Origin of the sequence: Marinobacter alkalisoli, from assembly GCF_045449855.1 — a bacterium.
In the GTDB taxonomy this organism is placed as follows: domain Bacteria; phylum Pseudomonadota; class Gammaproteobacteria; order Pseudomonadales; family Oleiphilaceae; genus Marinobacter.
This window is the reverse complement of the sequence record NZ_JBJJLC010000019.1, coordinates 15,616-31,873: the sequence shown is the minus strand read 5'-3', so window position 1 is coordinate 31,873 and position 16,258 is coordinate 15,616. Positions and strand designations below refer to the sequence as shown.

General features: G+C 59.9%; 12 protein-coding genes. 6 read left to right on the top strand and 6 right to left on the bottom strand.

Annotation, left to right across the window (positions count from 1 at the left end; genetic code table 11):
* Positions 1-75 precede the first annotated feature (75 nt).
* The 4 genes from ACJO5Y_RS09400 (at position 76) to nirD (ending at position 5,457) form a co-directional block, all read left to right on the top strand.
* Entirely contained in the window at positions 76-966 is an 891-nt protein-coding gene (locus ACJO5Y_RS09400; RefSeq protein WP_406986575.1) for an ABC transporter ATP-binding protein, read from the top strand.
* 188 nt (positions 967-1,154) lie between these two features.
* Entirely contained in the window at positions 1,155-2,384 is a 1,230-nt protein-coding gene (locus ACJO5Y_RS09395; RefSeq protein ID WP_406986573.1) for an NAD(P)/FAD-dependent oxidoreductase, read from the top strand.
* 8 nt (positions 2,385-2,392) lie between these two features.
* Complete coding sequence (gene nirB / locus ACJO5Y_RS09390; RefSeq protein ID WP_406986571.1) at positions 2,393-4,927, top strand: nitrite reductase large subunit NirB; 2,535 nt, start codon at positions 2,393-2,395, stop codon at positions 4,925-4,927.
* A gap of 161 nt (positions 4,928-5,088) precedes the next feature.
* On the top strand, positions 5,089-5,457 hold the full coding sequence (gene nirD / locus ACJO5Y_RS09385) for a nitrite reductase small subunit NirD (protein WP_406986569.1): 369 nt from the start codon (positions 5,089-5,091) through the stop codon (positions 5,455-5,457).
* A gap of 150 nt (positions 5,458-5,607) precedes the next feature.
* Here nirD and ACJO5Y_RS09380 read toward each other — a convergent pair whose 3' ends face one another.
* Complete coding sequence (locus ACJO5Y_RS09380) at positions 5,608-8,781, bottom strand: efflux RND transporter permease subunit (RefSeq protein WP_406986566.1); 3,174 nt, start codon at positions 8,779-8,781, stop codon at positions 5,608-5,610.
* Entirely contained in the window at positions 8,781-9,857 is a 1,077-nt protein-coding gene (locus ACJO5Y_RS09375; RefSeq protein ID WP_406986564.1) for an efflux RND transporter periplasmic adaptor subunit, read from the bottom strand. Before ACJO5Y_RS09375 ends, ACJO5Y_RS09380 begins: the two co-directional genes overlap by 1 nt.
* 174 nt (positions 9,858-10,031) lie before the next feature.
* Between ACJO5Y_RS09375 and ACJO5Y_RS09370 the strand changes: the two genes are divergently transcribed.
* Entirely contained in the window at positions 10,032-11,399 is a 1,368-nt protein-coding gene (locus tag ACJO5Y_RS09370; protein ID WP_406986561.1) for a WS/DGAT/MGAT family O-acyltransferase, read from the top strand.
* On the opposite strand, the gene ACJO5Y_RS09365 is transcribed toward ACJO5Y_RS09370, so the two are convergent.
* Both ACJO5Y_RS09365 and ACJO5Y_RS09360 read right to left on the bottom strand, forming a co-directional pair.
* Complete coding sequence (locus ACJO5Y_RS09365) at positions 11,400-11,807, bottom strand: NINE protein (protein ID WP_406986559.1); 408 nt, start codon at positions 11,805-11,807, stop codon at positions 11,400-11,402.
* Positions 11,808-12,030: 223 nt separating this feature from the next.
* Entirely contained in the window at positions 12,031-13,137 is a 1,107-nt protein-coding gene (locus tag ACJO5Y_RS09360; protein ID WP_406986556.1) for a helix-turn-helix domain-containing protein, read from the bottom strand.
* A gap of 231 nt (positions 13,138-13,368) precedes the next feature.
* Between ACJO5Y_RS09360 and ACJO5Y_RS09355 the strand changes: the two genes are divergently transcribed.
* Complete coding sequence (locus ACJO5Y_RS09355) at positions 13,369-14,262, top strand: metal-dependent hydrolase (RefSeq protein ID WP_406986554.1); 894 nt, start codon at positions 13,369-13,371, stop codon at positions 14,260-14,262.
* Between the two features lie 35 nt (positions 14,263-14,297).
* On the opposite strand, the gene ACJO5Y_RS09350 is transcribed toward ACJO5Y_RS09355, so the two are convergent.
* Both ACJO5Y_RS09350 and ACJO5Y_RS09345 read right to left on the bottom strand, forming a co-directional pair.
* A complete protein-coding gene (locus tag ACJO5Y_RS09350) occupies positions 14,298-15,077 on the bottom strand; it encodes a class II glutamine amidotransferase (protein WP_406986551.1) in 780 nt (259 codons plus the stop codon).
* Positions 15,078-15,087: 10 nt separating this feature from the next.
* On the bottom strand, positions 15,088-16,179 hold the full coding sequence (locus ACJO5Y_RS09345) for a GGDEF domain-containing protein (protein WP_406986548.1): 1,092 nt from the start codon (positions 16,177-16,179) through the stop codon (positions 15,088-15,090).
* Positions 16,180-16,258 lie beyond the last annotated feature (79 nt).

Here is a 16,258-nt window from a genome sequence, read left to right as displayed (position 1 = left end):
ATCTCCACCCGGGGCTCCGTAAGCATTGAGGAGTTAGCTATGAGTAAGCCACATCTTGAATTAACCAATGTCCAAATGGCTTTCGATACACCCACAGGCCCGTTTATCGCCCTGGAGAACGTGGATCTGAAGATCCGCAAAGGGGAGTTTGTGTCGCTGATCGGTCACTCCGGCTGCGGTAAATCCACGGTGCTCAATATTGTCGCCGGGCTGCTGCAGGCCACCCGTGGTGGCTGTGTGCTGGACGGACATGAAGTGGATACGCCGGGGCCGGAACGGGCGGTGGTGTTCCAGAATCATTCGCTGATGCCGTGGCTGACGGTGTATGAAAACGTCGAGCTGGCGGTGCAGCAGGTGTTCCGCAAGACCATGAGCAAGGCCGAGCGGCGCGAGTGGATACTGCACAACCTGAACCTGGTGAACATGGGGCACGCTCTGGACAAGCGCCCCGGGGAGATTTCCGGGGGCATGGCCCAGCGGGTGGGGATTGCCCGGGCGCTGGCGATGAAGCCCAGTGTGTTGTTGATGGACGAGCCGTTCGGCGCGCTTGATGCCCTGACCCGGGCACACCTGCAGGATTCGTTGATGGAGATTCAGCAGGATCTGAACAGCACCGTGATTATGATCACCCACGATGTGGATGAAGCCGTTCTGCTGTCCGACCGCATCGTGATGATGACCAACGGCCCCGCCGCCACGGTGGGGGAGGAACTCCACATTGAACTACCACGGCCACGTAACCGGGTCGCCCTGGCGGATCATCCGGAGTACGTGCGTTACCGTCAGGCCGTGCTGTCCTTTTTGTATGAAAAACAGAGCTTTCCTGGCAAACAGAGTGCTCCTGTGGACGAGCCCGAGGCAGAAACAATCGACGAGAGTCCGGATCAGCCATCAGGCACCTTCGCGGTGCACGCCGCCCCGTCTGGGCGCACGCACGTCGAGGAGAAACTGGAGGAGAACGCCTAACCTGCTGTTTAAATTAAACTAATAATGTTGGCACGGAGTTCGCTTTTACCTGATCAAGGATGAATGTCCCGGCTAAGGAGCGGCCGGACCATCAGATCATTAGTGTTGGCATTGGCGCCGAACCATCGAGTCCCTTCGGGGGTGAGATGCTTCGGCTTTTTTTGTTTGGGTAATAAGGGATGGTGAACATGAACACCGGGGCACAACAAACCCTCGTTATCTGCGGCCATGGCATGGTGGCCCAACGGCTGCTGGAAAAGCTGGTTGCACAGCCGCACCAGCCTTTTGGCCGGATCGTGGTGTTCAATGGCGAAGCCAGCCCGGCCTATAACCGGATCCAGCTGTCCGCCTTATTGGCAGGTGATGCCAGCGAGAGCAGCCTGGTGCTGAAACAATCCGACTGGTTCCAGCAGCACAACATCGAGATCCACCAGGGTGACCCCGTCACCGCCATCAACCGGATGGAAAAAACCGTCACCACCACCAGCGGTCTGGTTCAGGAATACGACCGTCTGGTGATTGCCACCGGCTCCCGGTCAGCCAGTCTCGGGATTGAAGGCGAGGAACTGGCAGGCGTGGTCGGATTCCGTGACCTGCGGGATACCCGAAAACTGATTAGTATCAGCCAGCGTTACCGGCGGGCAGTGGTCATCGGCGGCGGGTTCCTGGGCCTGGAGGCGGCAGAGGGCCTGCGCAGTCGCGGGATGGCGGTCACGGTACTGCATCGCAGCAGTCATCTGCTGAGTCGCCAGCTGGATCGCACCGGTGGCGGCCTGCTCGAAGATGCACTGACAGCCCGTGGTATGACAATTCGTACCCGCACATCCCCGCTTGCACTACTGGGCAAGGACACCGTCCGCGCGGTACAGCTCGACGATGAAACCCTGATCAGCACCGACCTGGTGGTCATCGCCGCCGGCATTTCACCCAATGCCCAGTTGGCCCATGATGCTGGCCTGTCCTGTGACCGGGCCATCCAGGTCGATACCCAACTGCGCACCAGCGATCCGAATATCTATGCCGTTGGCGAATGCTGCCAGATCGGCAAGCAGACCTTCGGGCTGGTGGAGCCCTGCTATCAACAGGCGGAAGTGCTGGCCCAGGCGCTCTGCAATGCCAACAGCGACGCCACTTTCGAACCATCCGTCATTCCCGCGCGACTGAAGATCAGTGGCATCCCCATTTTTTCCTGTGGCCAGACAGAACCGGACGACGAGACCGAATCCGTGGTCTGGCAGGACTATGAAACCAATCGCTATTGCCGCCTGCTGATCCGCGACCAGCGCCTGACCGGCGCGGTCCTGTTCGGTGAAACCACGGACGGCCTCTGGTACAGCGAACGCATTCAACAGGCCGATGACATCAGCCCGATCCGGGCTCACCTGGCCTTTGGCAAACATTACTGCGACGCCGCGTGATGCCGTCAGTGAAAGAGAGAGGAAATACCATGAGCAAACAAACCCTGATCGTGATCGGTAACGGCATGGTGGGTCACCACTTCCTGGAGCAGTTGACCAGTTCGGCTGCCGCTGACCGCTTCGATATCAAGGTGTTCGGCGAAGAAAAGCTGCTGGCCTACGACCGCGTCCACCTGTCCGAGTATTTCGGCGGCTCCACCCATGCCGACCTGGCCATGGGCACCGCCGACTGGTATGCGGAGAACAACATCGATCTGCACCTGGACGAACAGGTTACCGCCATTGACCGGGACCAGAAGATCGTGACCACCCCCGAGGGTACCTACGGTTATGACGAACTGGTACTGGCAACCGGTTCCTACCCGTTCGTTCCGCCGATCAAGGGTAACGAACATCCCCATTGTCTGGTGTATCGCACCCTGGAAGATCTCGACAGCATCCGCACCAGCGCCGAGGGCGTGAAGACCGGCGTCGTTGTCGGCGGCGGCCTGCTGGGCCTCGAAGCGGCTAATGCCCTCAAGAGTCTGGGGCTGGAAGCCCACGTGGTGGAGTTTGCCCCGCGACTGATGCCGGTACAGCTCGATAGTGATGGCGGCGCGCTGCTCAGGCACAAAATTGAGGAGCTGGGTGTGCAGGTTCACACCGAGAAAGCCACCACCGAGATTGTCGAGGGCGAGGACAGCCGCCTGCGGATGAACTTCAGCGATGACAGCCACCTGGAAACCGACCTGATCGTGTTCTCTGCCGGCATCCGTCCCCAGGACGCACTGGCCCGCTCCAGCGGCCTGGACATCGGCGAGCGTGGCGGCATCGTCATCAACGATCAGTGCACCACCTCCGACCCGCACATTCACGCCATCGGCGAATGTGCCCTGTGGGGCGGCAAAATCTTTGGCCTGGTGGCCCCTGGCTACACCATGGCCCGCACCCTGGCATCGGCACTCAATGGTGACAGTGAGGCCGCCTTTACCGGTGCCGACATGAGCACCAAGCTCAAGTTGCTGGGGGTGGATGTGGGCTCGATTGGCGATGCCCACGCCCAGACTCCGGGCGCCCGCAACATCCGCTTTAACGACGAGCAGGCCGGCCACTACCGCCGTATGGTGGTCAGCGAGGACGGCAAGACCCTGCTCGGTGCCATTCTGGTGGGCGATAATGGTCCCTACGATACCTTGCTGCAATACGCTCTCAACGGCATCACCCTGCCGGCCAATCCGGAAACCCTGATCCTTCCGGAAAGCGAGGGCGGTGCGCCAGCCCTGGGCCCCGATGCCCTGCCGGAAACCGCCTCCATCTGTTCCTGCCACAACGTCACCAAGGGCGATATCTGCGGTGCGATTGATGCCGGTTGCAGCGACCTGGGTAGCGTTAAAAGCGAAACCAAGGCCAGTACCGGCTGCGGTGGCTGTGCGGCGCTGCTGAAGAACGTTGTGGACAGCGAACTGGAAAAGCGCGGCGTGGAAGTGAGCAAAGACATCTGTGAACACTTCCCATACAGCCGCCAGGAGCTGTTCCACCTGGTGAAGGTCAACGGTGTTCGTACCTTCCAGACACTGATCCGGGAACACGGTAAAGGTCATGGCTGCGACATCTGTAAACCGGCGGTGGCGTCCATCCTCGCTACCTGCTGGAACGAGCACATCCTGGCGACCGACCACGTGCCGCTGCAGGATACCAACGACACCTTCATGGCCAACATGCAGAAGAACGGCACCTATTCCATCGTGCCCCGTGTACCCGGCGGTGAAATCACCCCGGACAAGCTGATCGTGCTGGGTGAGGTGGCCAAGGAGTACAACCTTTACACCAAGATCACCGGCGGTCAGCGGGTGGATCTGTTCGGCGCCACGCTGAGCGAGCTCCCGGAAATCTGGGAGAAACTCATCGCCGCCGGTTTCGAAACCGGTCACGCCTACGGCAAGTCCCTGCGCACGGTGAAATCCTGTGTCGGCAGCACCTGGTGCCGCTACGGCGTGCAGGACAGTGTGGGCATGGCGATCTTCCTGGAGGATCGCTACAAGGGCCTGCGCTCGCCTCACAAGATCAAGATGGCGGTGTCCGGCTGTACCCGCGAGTGTGCCGAAGCCCAGAGCAAGGATATCGGGGTGATCGCCACCGAGAATGGCTGGAACCTGTACGTGTGCGGTAACGGCGGCATGCGCCCGCGCCACGCCGACCTGTTTGCCACTGACCTTTCCGACGAGGAGTTGGTCCGTACCATTGACCGCGTGCTGATGTTCTATGTGCGCACGGCCGATCGCCTGCAGCGCACCAGTGTGTGGATGGAGAACCTGGAAGGTGGTCTGGACTACCTGAAAGAGGTGGTACTGGAAGACAGTCTGGGTCTTGGCAAGGAACTGGAAGAGCACATGGAAAGCATTGTTGGTACCTATCAATGCGAATGGAAAACCGCGGTGGAAGATCCGGAGAAGCGCAAGCGCTTCCGCGAGTTCGTCAATGCGCCGGAGAAGAAGGATCCAGTGCAGCAGTGGACTACTGAGCGGGATCAGCGGCGGCCTGTTTTGGAGACCGAGTCTGCTTAGCCTGCCGGTTTGGGGGTGGAGCGAGGGGGTACGGGGTACTTTTCTTCTGGGAAAAATAACTCGCTTCGCTCAGACATCTTTTTCCCTGACAGAAAAGTACCCCGTACCCCCTCACTCACTTGACCACACAGATATATCGAAAGATTGCTTGGGAGACTGTTATGAAAGCTCGTACTCGTTGGGATGCAGTTTGTAAGGTTGAAGATTTGGTGCCGGAATCCGGTGTTGCGGTCTGGACCGAAGACGGGCCAGTGGCGGTGTTCTATCTGCCGCATCGTCTGCCGGCTTTGTTTGCCGTCAGCCACACCGATCCGTTCAGTGGCTCGAACGTGCTGGCCCGGGGCATTACCGGTGATATCAAGGGTGAACCGGTGGTTGCTTCCCCGTTATACAAACAACACTTCAGCCTGATCACCGGCCAGTGCCTGGAAGATGAAACAGTGGCCGTCAAAACCTACCCGGTGCTGCTGGACGGCGACCAGATCAGACTGGAAGTGCCAGTCACCCAGCAGGAAACCGCAGCAGCTTAACAGCGGCCTTAACCAAAGTTGATCGAGCCGATTTGGGGGTGGGGATGTTGTTCTGTCAGGAAAAAGGTGTCTGAGCGAAGCGAGTTCTTTTTCCAGAAGAAAAATAGTCCGACCCCCGAAGCGGCGGCAGCTCCAGAGCCCAAAAGGCCACTACCCAGCAGCAGAACCAGCGCCAGAAGCACGTCGCTCCCGCCATTGAAGCACGAATACCGTCAAAGCCGGCAAGAATGTCAGGGTGACCGTCGCCGCCCCCAGCAGGCCGAACAGCACGATAGCGCCGACACCCCGGTACAGTTCGGTGCCTTCGCCCGGCAGGAACACCAGGGGCGACAGCCCGCAGATGGTCGTCAGCGTGGTCATCGCCACCGGTCGCAGGCGGGTCTGCACCGCCGCGATGACCGCATCCACTACCGTCACGCCCTTGTGACGCAAGTTCTGACGAGCCTGGTCCACCACCAGGATCGGGTTGTTCACTACCGTTCCCATCAGAATCAGGAAACCCAACATGGTGATCATGTCGAACGGCTGACTCAGGGGCAGCAGGCCAATCAACGGCAACAACCCACCCACCAGGTTCATCAGCGCCAGCCCGACAATTCCGCCAGCCACCCCCAGCGGAATGGCGGTCATGATCAGCAGCGGGTAGCCCCAGTGGGCAAAGATCGCCACCAGCAGCAGATAGACAATGGCGATGGCGATCAGAAAGTTGCCCGTTAACGCGTCGCGGGTGGCGTTGAGCTGGTCGCTGGCGCCGGAAATATCCACGTTCACGTTGGCCGGCAGTTCACCGCTCTCCCGCATGTTGTCGAGCAACTCGGTTTTTACCCGCTCCACCCCGGCTTCCAGCGGTACATCTCCCGGCGGGATCACGTTCAGGGTCACGGTGCGCTGGCCGTCCACCCGTCGCACGGTGCTGGTGTCCACGGTTTCTTCCACGGCGGCCAGGCTCGACAACGGCAGGGTAGCGCCCTGAGGCGTATGCACCATGATATCCGGCAAGGCGCTGAGGTCGGGATTGCGGCCTTCACTGCCGTACAGGTAGATATCGATCTTGTCGTCGCCCAGGAAGAAGTCGTCCACGTAAGCGCCCTCGGTCAGGGACGATACGGTGAAACCGATGGCTTCGGTACCCAGACCCAGTTCTGCGGCGCGGTCCCAGTCGGGGCGAATCTGGATCAGCGGCTGGGCCAGGGACAGTGTGGACGGCTGGCTCTGGATGCGGGGGGTGTCGAAGATCTCTTCCGCGCGGGCATAGATTGCGTTGGCAGCGCTATAAATGGACACCAGGTCCGGTCCGGAGATATCCAGGTTGATGCTGCGGGTGCCGCCGTCGTTACTGGAGATAATCGAGCCCTTGGCGGCAAACGCCCGCATGCCCGGAAACTGTTCGTAGAAGCGGGTGAGTTCGTCCATCAGCGCTTCGATATGGCGCGGATTGAGGGTTTCCGCAATGATCCGTACCCGCTCGGTGCTGACCTGCATGTTGAGGTAGGCCATGGGCGGTACCGGCGTCTCGCCGGCGGTATAAGCTTCTCCATCCGCGTCTACGTGTGGCAGGAAATAGTCCTCGACCTGCTGAGCGATGGCCTGCATTTCGCTGAGGTTATAGCCCGGGGGTGCATTCATCGCCGCGAAGGTTTTTGGTTCCTCCCCTTCGGGCAGGTATTCCGCCGGTGGCGTCAGTACCAGAATCACCCAGGCGCTCAGCCCGGCGGTGGCCGCAATGGCGACGATCCGCCGCGCCGGTGTGGCCACCAGCCACCGTACTGCGGTCATAATCCCCGACGCCCAGCCGCCGGACACGGCGTTGCCGTACTCATCCGTGGTGACCGCCCGGTTGCCGAAATTGAGGCGGGCGCACAGGGTGGGGATCAGAGTCACCGCCACCAGCATGGAAGTCAGGATGGCGGCGGAGATGGCAATGGCGACATCGGAATACAGCTGCCCGGCCTCCTCCTGGATAAACAGAATGGGCAGGAACACCAGGATGGTGGTCATGGTCGAGGCCAGCACCGCCGGCCAGACTTCCCGCACGCCCTTGAGGGCGGATTCGAAACGGTCGAGCCCGAGGCGCCGGTGCCGTTCAATGTTTTCCAGCACGACAATGCTGTTGTCCACGGTCATGCCGATGGCAAAGGCAATACCCGCCAGGGAAATCACGTTGATGGTGCGCCCGGTAATAAGCAACCCGATAAAAGCCGCAATGGCACATAGCGGGATGCCCACCACCCCGGCAAAAGTGGCCCGGGAGGAACGCAGGAACAGGAACATCACCAGGGTGGCGAACACCGCGCCGATCCCCAGGTTGGTCCAGACATTGGCCACCGAGGCTTCGACATAGCGGGCATCATCGGCGGTCAGCCCCAGCTCCATGCCGGCGGGCGCCAGTACCTCGTCATTGATGGATGCGACCTCGTCCATCATCGCGCGCTTGATGTCGATCACGTTGGAGCCGCTCTCCCGGCGGACCTGCAGGCCGATAACCCGCTGGCCATTGATGATCGACAGCTGGCGTATGCGGGAATGGTCCTGCTGCACCCGGGCAACCTCTCCCAGGCGGACCACGCTGTCACCGCTTCGTGACACCACCAGTTGTTCCAGTTCACTCTGATCGTCAAAACGCCCGACCGTGCGCAGCAGGTATCGTCGCTTGCCGGCATCGATTTCACCGCCGGAGATATCCTGGTTGCGGGCGGTGATGGCATCCCGCAGGTCCACCAGACTCAGGCCACGTTGGGCCAACCGGGCCTCGTCGACAATGATCTGCATCTGGCGATCCGCACCGCCACCGACCGTGACCTCGGAAACTCCCGCCACGCTCTCCATCCGTGGTCTGACCCGGTCCTCGACAAAGTCCCGCATCAGCTCGATGTCCAGCTCCCGGGGGTTGCCTTGCAGGGTCGATACCCGGAAATACATGAACGCATTGGCCGAGAAGGATGCGGCCACAATCCGCGGCTCGTCCACATTGCGCGGGTAATCCGATACCTGGCTCAAGGCGTTGTTAATCTGGATCAGGGTTTCGGTGATATCGACGCCGAAGGGGAATTCCAGCTCGATCTCGGAGGTGCCGCTGGCGGCCGTCGCCGTCATCCGGCTCAGGTTCGGCACGTTGCGCAGGAAACGCTCCTGCTCGATAAGGATTTCCTTCTCGATATCCCGCGGGGTGGCGCCGGGCCAGCGGGTTTCCACCGTGACCGTGCGCACTTCCAGGTCCGGAATCATCTGCACCGGAATCCGCAGGGCGGCCGTCACCCCGAGAATGGCAATGATCAGGGTAATCACCGCCACCAGCGTGCCGTGACGAATGACACCAGCGAACATCAGTTGGCCCCCCGCTCGGCCAACTGCACTTCCATACCGTCACTGAGGGATTCATTACCCCGGACAACCACGCGCTCACCGCCCGCAAGACCACCGGTTATTTCAACCCGGTCCCCGAATCCCGACCCGGTTTCCACACGCTTTTCGGTCACGATGTAGCCACCGTCACCGGATGCTTCGGCAATCCACACCGTGACCCGACCTTCGGGATACCGGTTGATGGCATCCCTGGCCACGGTCAGGCCGCGTTCGCCGGAGGCGACTCTGAGGGTGGCCGTCACTGCCATTCCCGGCAACAGCGTCAGGCCATCCGGCGCGGTTGCCCGCAATATAAAGGTACGAGCCTGGGGATCATTGACCGGTACCAGCGCCTCAATATGGGCGATCAGCGATCTGCCATCGGCGTGCACCCGCAATTCGGCGCTGTCGGTAATCCGGCTGAAATAGTCCTGGGGCACCTGAAAATCCAGCCGCAGGTTGTTGGTGTCCACCAGTTGCAGCAATTCATCACCCGGAGTCACCCATTCGCCCAAATCACTGAAACGCTGGCTGACCACACCATCAAAGGGGGCCACAATGCGATGCCGCCGCAGGTCAGCCGCCACCCGTTGCTGCTCAGCGTCCAAACGCGCCAGCGCTGCCCGGGCACTGGTCACCTCACTTTCCCGGGCGCTCACCTCGGTAGCGGCGATGTTGCGACCAGCGCCCACCGAGCGTGCCTCTTGAAGCAGCCTCCGGGCTTCCGCCAGGCGCGCCTTGCCCTCGTCAGTGGCTGCCCGGGCAGCGGCCAGCTCATAATCCACCTGCTCGTCATCCAGTTCAATCAACAGATCGCCGCGACTGACCCGGCTTCCGGTTTCCACATTCACCGAATCCACCAACCCCGGAACGGCTGTCGACAACCGCGATGTCCGCAACGCATTGACCGTCCCGTTCAGGGAAATTTCCTGGAGGATATCGGCCTCTTCCACCGCTTCCAAATGCACGCGGGGGCGGTCCTGGGCCGCGGCGTGACCGGCCAGACACAGGATCAGCACCAGTGCTGACATGGAAAAACCCGGGCGAAGCTGTCGCACGTCACGGCCTCCTGGCGGCATCCACTGAATTTATGACCTACCCTGACTTGAAACCTACGTAGCGTCCACCGATCCGGACCTGACTTTCCTATAGAGGCGCCGGCGCAGCCAGGTCAATTGCGCCGCCCCTTGCCTGAGGTACTATCACACCATCATGCAGAATAAGGACAAATTGTGAAGCCTCTCAGCCCCGCCGACCAGATGTTTCTCTGGCTGGAAAGACGCCAGCAGCCCATGCACGTTGGGGGACTCCAGCTGTTTTCCTTCCCGGAGAATGCCCCGGATGACTACGTGGCACGGCTTGCGGACCAGCTCCGTGACCACACCACGGTCACCTCGCCGTTTGACCGTCGTCTGGACAGCCGGTTCGCGCAACCGGTGTGGGTGAAGGATGAACACCTGGACCTGGAGCATCACTTCCGGTTTGAGGCATTACCGACACCGGGTCGTGTTCGGGAGTTGCTGTCGTTTGTGTCGGCGGAACATTCCCACCTGATGGATCGCGAACGGCCACTGTGGGAATTTCACCTGATTGAGGGCCTGAGGGATCGCCAGTTTGCGGTGTATACCAAGGTTCACCACTCCCTCGTGGATGGCGTTTCCGCCATGCGTATGGCCCAACGCATGTTGTCCCCTGATCCCGAACAGCGCGATATGCCCCCGATCTGGGCATTGCCACCCCGGACCCAACGTTCGACAGACGGGGGAAGATTGTCGTTGTGGCGCAGCATCGGACAACTGATCGGGGAGTCCGGCAAACAGCTGGGCACCGTGCCCACGGTGGCCCGGGAATTACTGAAAACGGTCAATCAGGCCCGCAAGGATCCGGCGTATGACTCCGTCTTTCACGCCCCCCGCAGCCTGTTTAACGGGAAGATCACCGGCTCCCGCCGCTTCGCGGCCCAGTCCTACTGTCTGAAACGGATTCGCGCGGTTGGCCAGGCCTATGGCGTTACGGTGAACGATGTGGTCATGGCCATGTGCGCCAGTGCCCTGCGCACCTACCTGATGAATCAGGATGCGCTGCCGGAGCAACCGCTGATCGCCATGGTGCCGGTGTCCCTGCGCCGGGACGACAGTGAGGAGGGTAATCAGGTCGGCATCATCCTCGCCTCCCTGGGCACCCATCTGAGCGACCCCGCCGACCGGCTGCTGCACATCCATCAGGATGTCAAAATGGCCAAGGATCGCTACTCGACCATGTCCTCCGAGGAGATCCTGAACTACACCGCGCTGACACTCGCACCGGCGGCATTCAACCTGTTAACCGGTATGGCACCGAAGTGGCAAACCTTCAACGTGGTCATTTCCAACGTGCCGGGCCCCTCCGAAGACTGCTACTGGAACGGCGCCCGACTGGAAGGCATGTACCCGGTGTCCATCGCCATGGACCGCCTGGCCCTGAACATGACCCTGACCAGCTACCGCGACCAGATCGAATTCGGCCTCATCGGCTGCCGCCGCACACTGCCCAGCCTGCAGCGGATGCTGGATTATCTGGAAAAGGGGTTAAGGGAACTGGAAGTGGCGACGGGGAACTGATCAGTCGAATTTAACTTCGCGGTTCCGCTCAGAAATCTGGTCGTTCAACGTCCAGAAATCGTACAGAACGCCGATCAGGAACAGCCCGCCAGTCAGCAGATACAGGATCGCAGTAATCCACTTGCCCATATACATCCGGTGCAGGCCAAACACTCCGGTGAACGTCAGCAGCAGCCAGCCAAGGTTGTAGCTGACCTCGCCGTCCCGAAATTTCAGATCCGCTTCGCGGTCCATCGCCGGAATCAGGAACAGATCGATGATCCAGCCGATAAACAGCAAGCCCAGGGTGAAGAACCAGATGGTGCCGGTTATCGGTTTGCCGTAGTAGAAGCGGTGGGATCCGAGGAAGCCGAAGATCCAGAGGAGGTAACCGAAGAGTTTGCTGTGGGTGTCTTTTTCGGATGGCATGGTTTTTCCTGGATTAGTGGGTGCTTTGTCGGGTTACGCTTCGCTAACCCGACCTACGTTGGTTTAGATGGCATTCTCCCGGGTCAGCAGGGCGTGGGGTGGTGCCTTATTTTTCTGAGAACAAAGGTGTCTGAGCGAAGCGAGTTCTTTTTCTCAGAAAAATAAGGCATCACCCTGCGACCACGCTCCCAAACACGAGGCCCGTGAAACCCGAGCCAAAACCTCAGGGCCCCAGCTCAGGCGCCGGATCGGGCCCATCCTCGCGGAATTCGCTGGCCGACTTCCCGGTCCACTTGCGGAAGGCCCGGCTGAAATTGGACAGATCGGCATAACCCAGTTCGTAGGCAATCTCGCTCACCGACTGATTGGTGTACCGCAGCAACTGAATCGCCCGGTCCTTCAGCACCGACTCCAGAATCTCGCGATAGGTCGTGTCCTTCTCCGCCAGGCGGCGCTTGAGCGTCCGCGACGACACACAAAAACGCTCCGACATAGCCTCCAGGGAAGGCAGCGGGCCAGGTGTCATCCGCAGCATATTGCGAATCGCCAGGGTGATATCGCCCTGATCCTTCAGCGCTTTCTGCAGCTCGAATTCACACTGCTCACGAGCCATGCGGGACGCATCCGCATCCGCCAACCGCATGCGCACGTTCAGCAAATCCTTCGGAAACACCAGCATTTCCTCGGGCTTGCCGTACTCGAAGCGCACCGGCAGCTGATTCGCAAAGCGGGGGTAATAATCCGGCTCAGGTTTGCTCATGTGCACAGTGACCCCCGGCAATTTGCCGTCGGTCAGTGCAAACCCACGCTTTTCGGCATCTTCGCGGTCCAGCAACTGCTCCGTCAGCAAAATCAGGGTGGCGCTCACGGTTTCCGCCAGGAACGGGTACAGGCCCGGTGCATCAAACTCGGTGCGCAGCTGGACCAGCACGTTATCACCAGCCTCGGACTGACTCATGCTCAGAAACGGCGCGCGAAGCTGCAGGTAGCGGCGTACCGAATCCAGAGCATCGGCAAACGTCGGGCTGGTCAGAGCGGCAAATCCCAGGGTGCCATGGATGGTCAACCGCAGTTCCCGCGCCAGCATAAAACTCAGACCATCCTTGCCCGCCAGGTTCAGCGCCCGTTCAGTCATCAGAATGGCGTCGGTCACGAACACCCGGCTGTCATTCGCTTTCAGGTCTTCTGCTGAAAAGCTCAGCCCGTCGTACAACGAGCGATCATTGTAGCCAAGCTGCCGCACGGTTTCGGCCATTACCCGCATATACACGCCAGGCACCAGGAAAAACCCCAGCATTTGCCGTTCTTTGTCCGGGCTGGTGTTCGCCATAGGTTGTCCTTATGGGTGTTTGGGAAAGTTAACCCGATGCTAACAGAAGCAGACGACGGCAGCACTGGGGCTGGAAGCACCTGTGATGCCGTCATCATAGTCAATAACACCCCTCCGATTGTCCCAACCTGAACGGTGGCCGTCCCGTTCACGCATTCAAAGATATCGTTGACTCGCCCACACTGCAGCCATGACATCAGCCAAAGCGTTCAATCGCAGAGGAGTATGAACATGCTGAGAACAAAAACCGCAGAGTCCAGAGCACCGGCTTCCAACACGCCGGATAACGTTTCCATCAAGCCCCAGCGTATGGGCTTTGAGTTCGGCGAACAGGTGCCCCGTTACTGGCTCGATAACAGCTACATCCTGAGCCACACCATGAACGCTCTGTCAGTGCTGTTCCCCCAGGGTGAGCAGTTCTTCGTGGATTCCGTGCGCTATTACCGGGACCAGATCGAAGACCCCAAGCTCAAGGCCGAGATGCGCGGCTTCATCGGTCAGGAAGCGATGCACTCCCTGGAACACGACGCCATGAACCAGCATGTGCGGGATCGCGGTATGCCCGTGGAAGAGCTGGAAAAGCATCTGGAAGTGATTCTCGGCATTGCCAAGAAGCTGCCCAAGCGGCACCAGCTGGCTATTACCTGCGGCCTTGAACACCTCACCGCGATGATGGCCGACATGCTGCTGGAGCGCAGCGACGTGCGTGAGGACATGCACGAAAGCATGCGTCCGCTGTGGATGTGGCACGCCATTGAGGAAACCGAGCACAAGGCCGTGACCTACGATGTGTTCCAGGAAGTCGGCGGCACCTATGCCGAGCGCGCTTTCTACCTGGCCTTCAGTACAACCATGCTGGGTGTGGTGGCAAGCTACTTCACCACACGGATGATGCTGAACGATCCCAAGCACTTCTCGCTGAAGGACAGCGCCAAGGGGCTGTGGCGTATGTGGGGCAAGAACGGCACCTTCTCCAGCCTGATTCCCACCTGGCTGGAATACTTCAAGCCGGGCTTCCATCCCTGGGACCACGATAACAGCGAACTGATCGCCAGCTTCAAGGAGCAGATCAGCGAGCACATCGCGCCCCAGTACCAGAACGGCAACCGCCGTACCCTGCAGTAATCGCTCCGGCCCGAAACAGGGCACCCAGGGTCAGGTTACACCACCGTGTAACCTGACCTGATCATCTCTCCCCCCTGCCACAACCGCCATTCGCCAGGCTCGTAAATGTCCCACTGTTCATCCGTGGTCAACGGCTCGGTTACGATGACACTGACAATATCGTCGGGCGTGGTTTCCGGCTCGAAGTCCACGGTTACATCGGCATCCTTGAGGCGGGCAGGGCCAAAGGGCGCACGGCGGGTAATGCTGGCCATTTTGGTGGTGCAGAAGGTAAACAGCCAATCGCCATTACTCAGCAGCAGGTTGAACACTCCCTCGCTGGCATACATCCGTGACAGCGCCACCAGCCGACCCAGGACGTCATCGGTCGGGGTATCACGGTCACAGTGCAGGCGAAGGTTGTTGAGGATGTCGCAGAACATGGCCTCGCTGTCTGTTGTGCCGACCGGCTCGTAGAAACCCTGGGGCGCGTGGAATGAGGACAGCTGACCATTATGGGCAAACACCCAGTAGCGTCCCCACAGTTCCCGGATAAAAGGATGGGTATTGGCCAGGCAGATTTCACCAACATTGGCCTGGCGGATGTGGCAGATTGCCACCTCGCTTTTTATGGGATGCGTCTGAACCACTTCGGCGATGCGGGAACTGGCGCTGGCCCCGGATTCATGAAACGCCCTGACGCCCTTGCCCTCATAGAACGCCACGCCCCAGCCATCCTTGTGGGGACCGGTTTCACCGCCGCGACGGGTCAGGCCGGTAAAGCTGAAACACAGGTCGGTCGGGGTATTGGCGCTCATGGCTAGTAATTCACACACGGTTTCCCCCTCAGCCAGCCAGCATTTCACCTCTCGGTGTTGTCGGTCCCACGCGCGCCACCCGATTGCGGCCAGCGCGCTTACCACTGTACAGGCAACGGTCCGCCACACGAAACAGGGCTTCCGCCTGACGGCCGTGATCGGGCCACTGGGCAAGACCAAAGGAAGCCGTCACACGGACCGGGACGTCACCATAGACCAGTTCGCTATCGGCGATTCGTTGGCGGAGCTCATCCATCAACTCAAACGCATCTGCTGGCTTGACGTCCCGCAGGATCAGGCCAAACTCTTCGCCGCCCAGTCGTCCGACCGAATCGGTTCCCCGCAAACGTTCCATCAGGCACGAGCCGATGTGCCGCAACACATAGTCCCCGGCATCATGCCCCATGCTGTCATTCACCACCTTGAAGTGGTCAATATCCATGATAACCAGGGCAAATCCGGTGCCACTACGCTCGCACTCGGCGATGGTACGGTTCAGCTTGTGCTGGAAACTGTTGCGATTCGCCAGCCCGGTCAGAGCATCCGTCTGGGCCATGGTGACCAGCCGTTGCTCCGACTCTTCCCTGCGCATTTCATACATATGCACAAAGGTGAGCATCAACGCCCCGCATAACACCATGTTAAGCAAATCGATCATCACGTGGGCACTGCCAATATCGCCCAGGTGTATGAAATAGATGACGCAGCCCACAATCATGAAGGGCACACTCAGAATCAGACCTTCACACCTTCCAAGCAGCAGATAAGCCAGCACTGGCATCATCAGCACCCAGACAAACGCCGACACCGACGCTTCCGGCAGCACCATGATCACCAGGAAGAAGGAAAACAGGGTCACCAGATACCCATAAATCCATTGCTGCAGGTGGGGTGATGTGCGAAGGCGGGCCATGCCAAAAAACAGCAGAGCACTGGCGGACAGCTCGATGGTTGCAACCCACCAGAACCCGTTCAGTAACTGCAGGCAGGCAAAAATGACCAGTGACGAACCGGTCACCAGAAACAGCAGCCGCATTAACGAACGGCGGTGATTGTCGCGAAGACCCGAGCGGCTAAGTTCCAGTGTAGCCCTCAAATCGGAGTGATGAGGCGTATTCATGCTGACTCTTTCCCTAGATGAACAGCAAGTATAGAAGGAATATTCTGTATGTAAAATGTACAGCAGGTTGCAGTCCAGT

Excerpts from the sequence above, each read along its gene's own strand:
- ACJO5Y_RS09395 (WP_406986573.1), top strand. The coding sequence starts at position 1,155 with ATGAACACCGGGGCACAACAAACCCTCGTTATCTGCGGCCATGGCATG.
- ACJO5Y_RS09360 (WP_406986556.1), bottom strand. The coding sequence starts at position 13,137 with ATGGCGAACACCAGCCCGGACAAAGAACGGCAAATGCTGGGGTTTTTC.
- ACJO5Y_RS09380 (WP_406986566.1), bottom strand. The coding sequence starts at position 8,781 with ATGTTCGCTGGTGTCATTCGTCACGGCACGCTGGTGGCGGTGATTACC.
- ACJO5Y_RS09355 (WP_406986554.1), top strand. The coding sequence starts at position 13,369 with ATGCTGAGAACAAAAACCGCAGAGTCCAGAGCACCGGCTTCCAACACG.
- ACJO5Y_RS09345 (WP_406986548.1), bottom strand. The coding sequence starts at position 16,179 with ATGAATACGCCTCATCACTCCGATTTGAGGGCTACACTGGAACTTAGC.
- ACJO5Y_RS09365 (WP_406986559.1), bottom strand. The coding sequence starts at position 11,807 with ATGCCATCCGAAAAAGACACCCACAGCAAACTCTTCGGTTACCTCCTC.
- ACJO5Y_RS09400 (WP_406986575.1), top strand. The coding sequence starts at position 76 with ATGGCTTTCGATACACCCACAGGCCCGTTTATCGCCCTGGAGAACGTG.
- nirD (WP_406986569.1), top strand. The coding sequence starts at position 5,089 with ATGAAAGCTCGTACTCGTTGGGATGCAGTTTGTAAGGTTGAAGATTTG.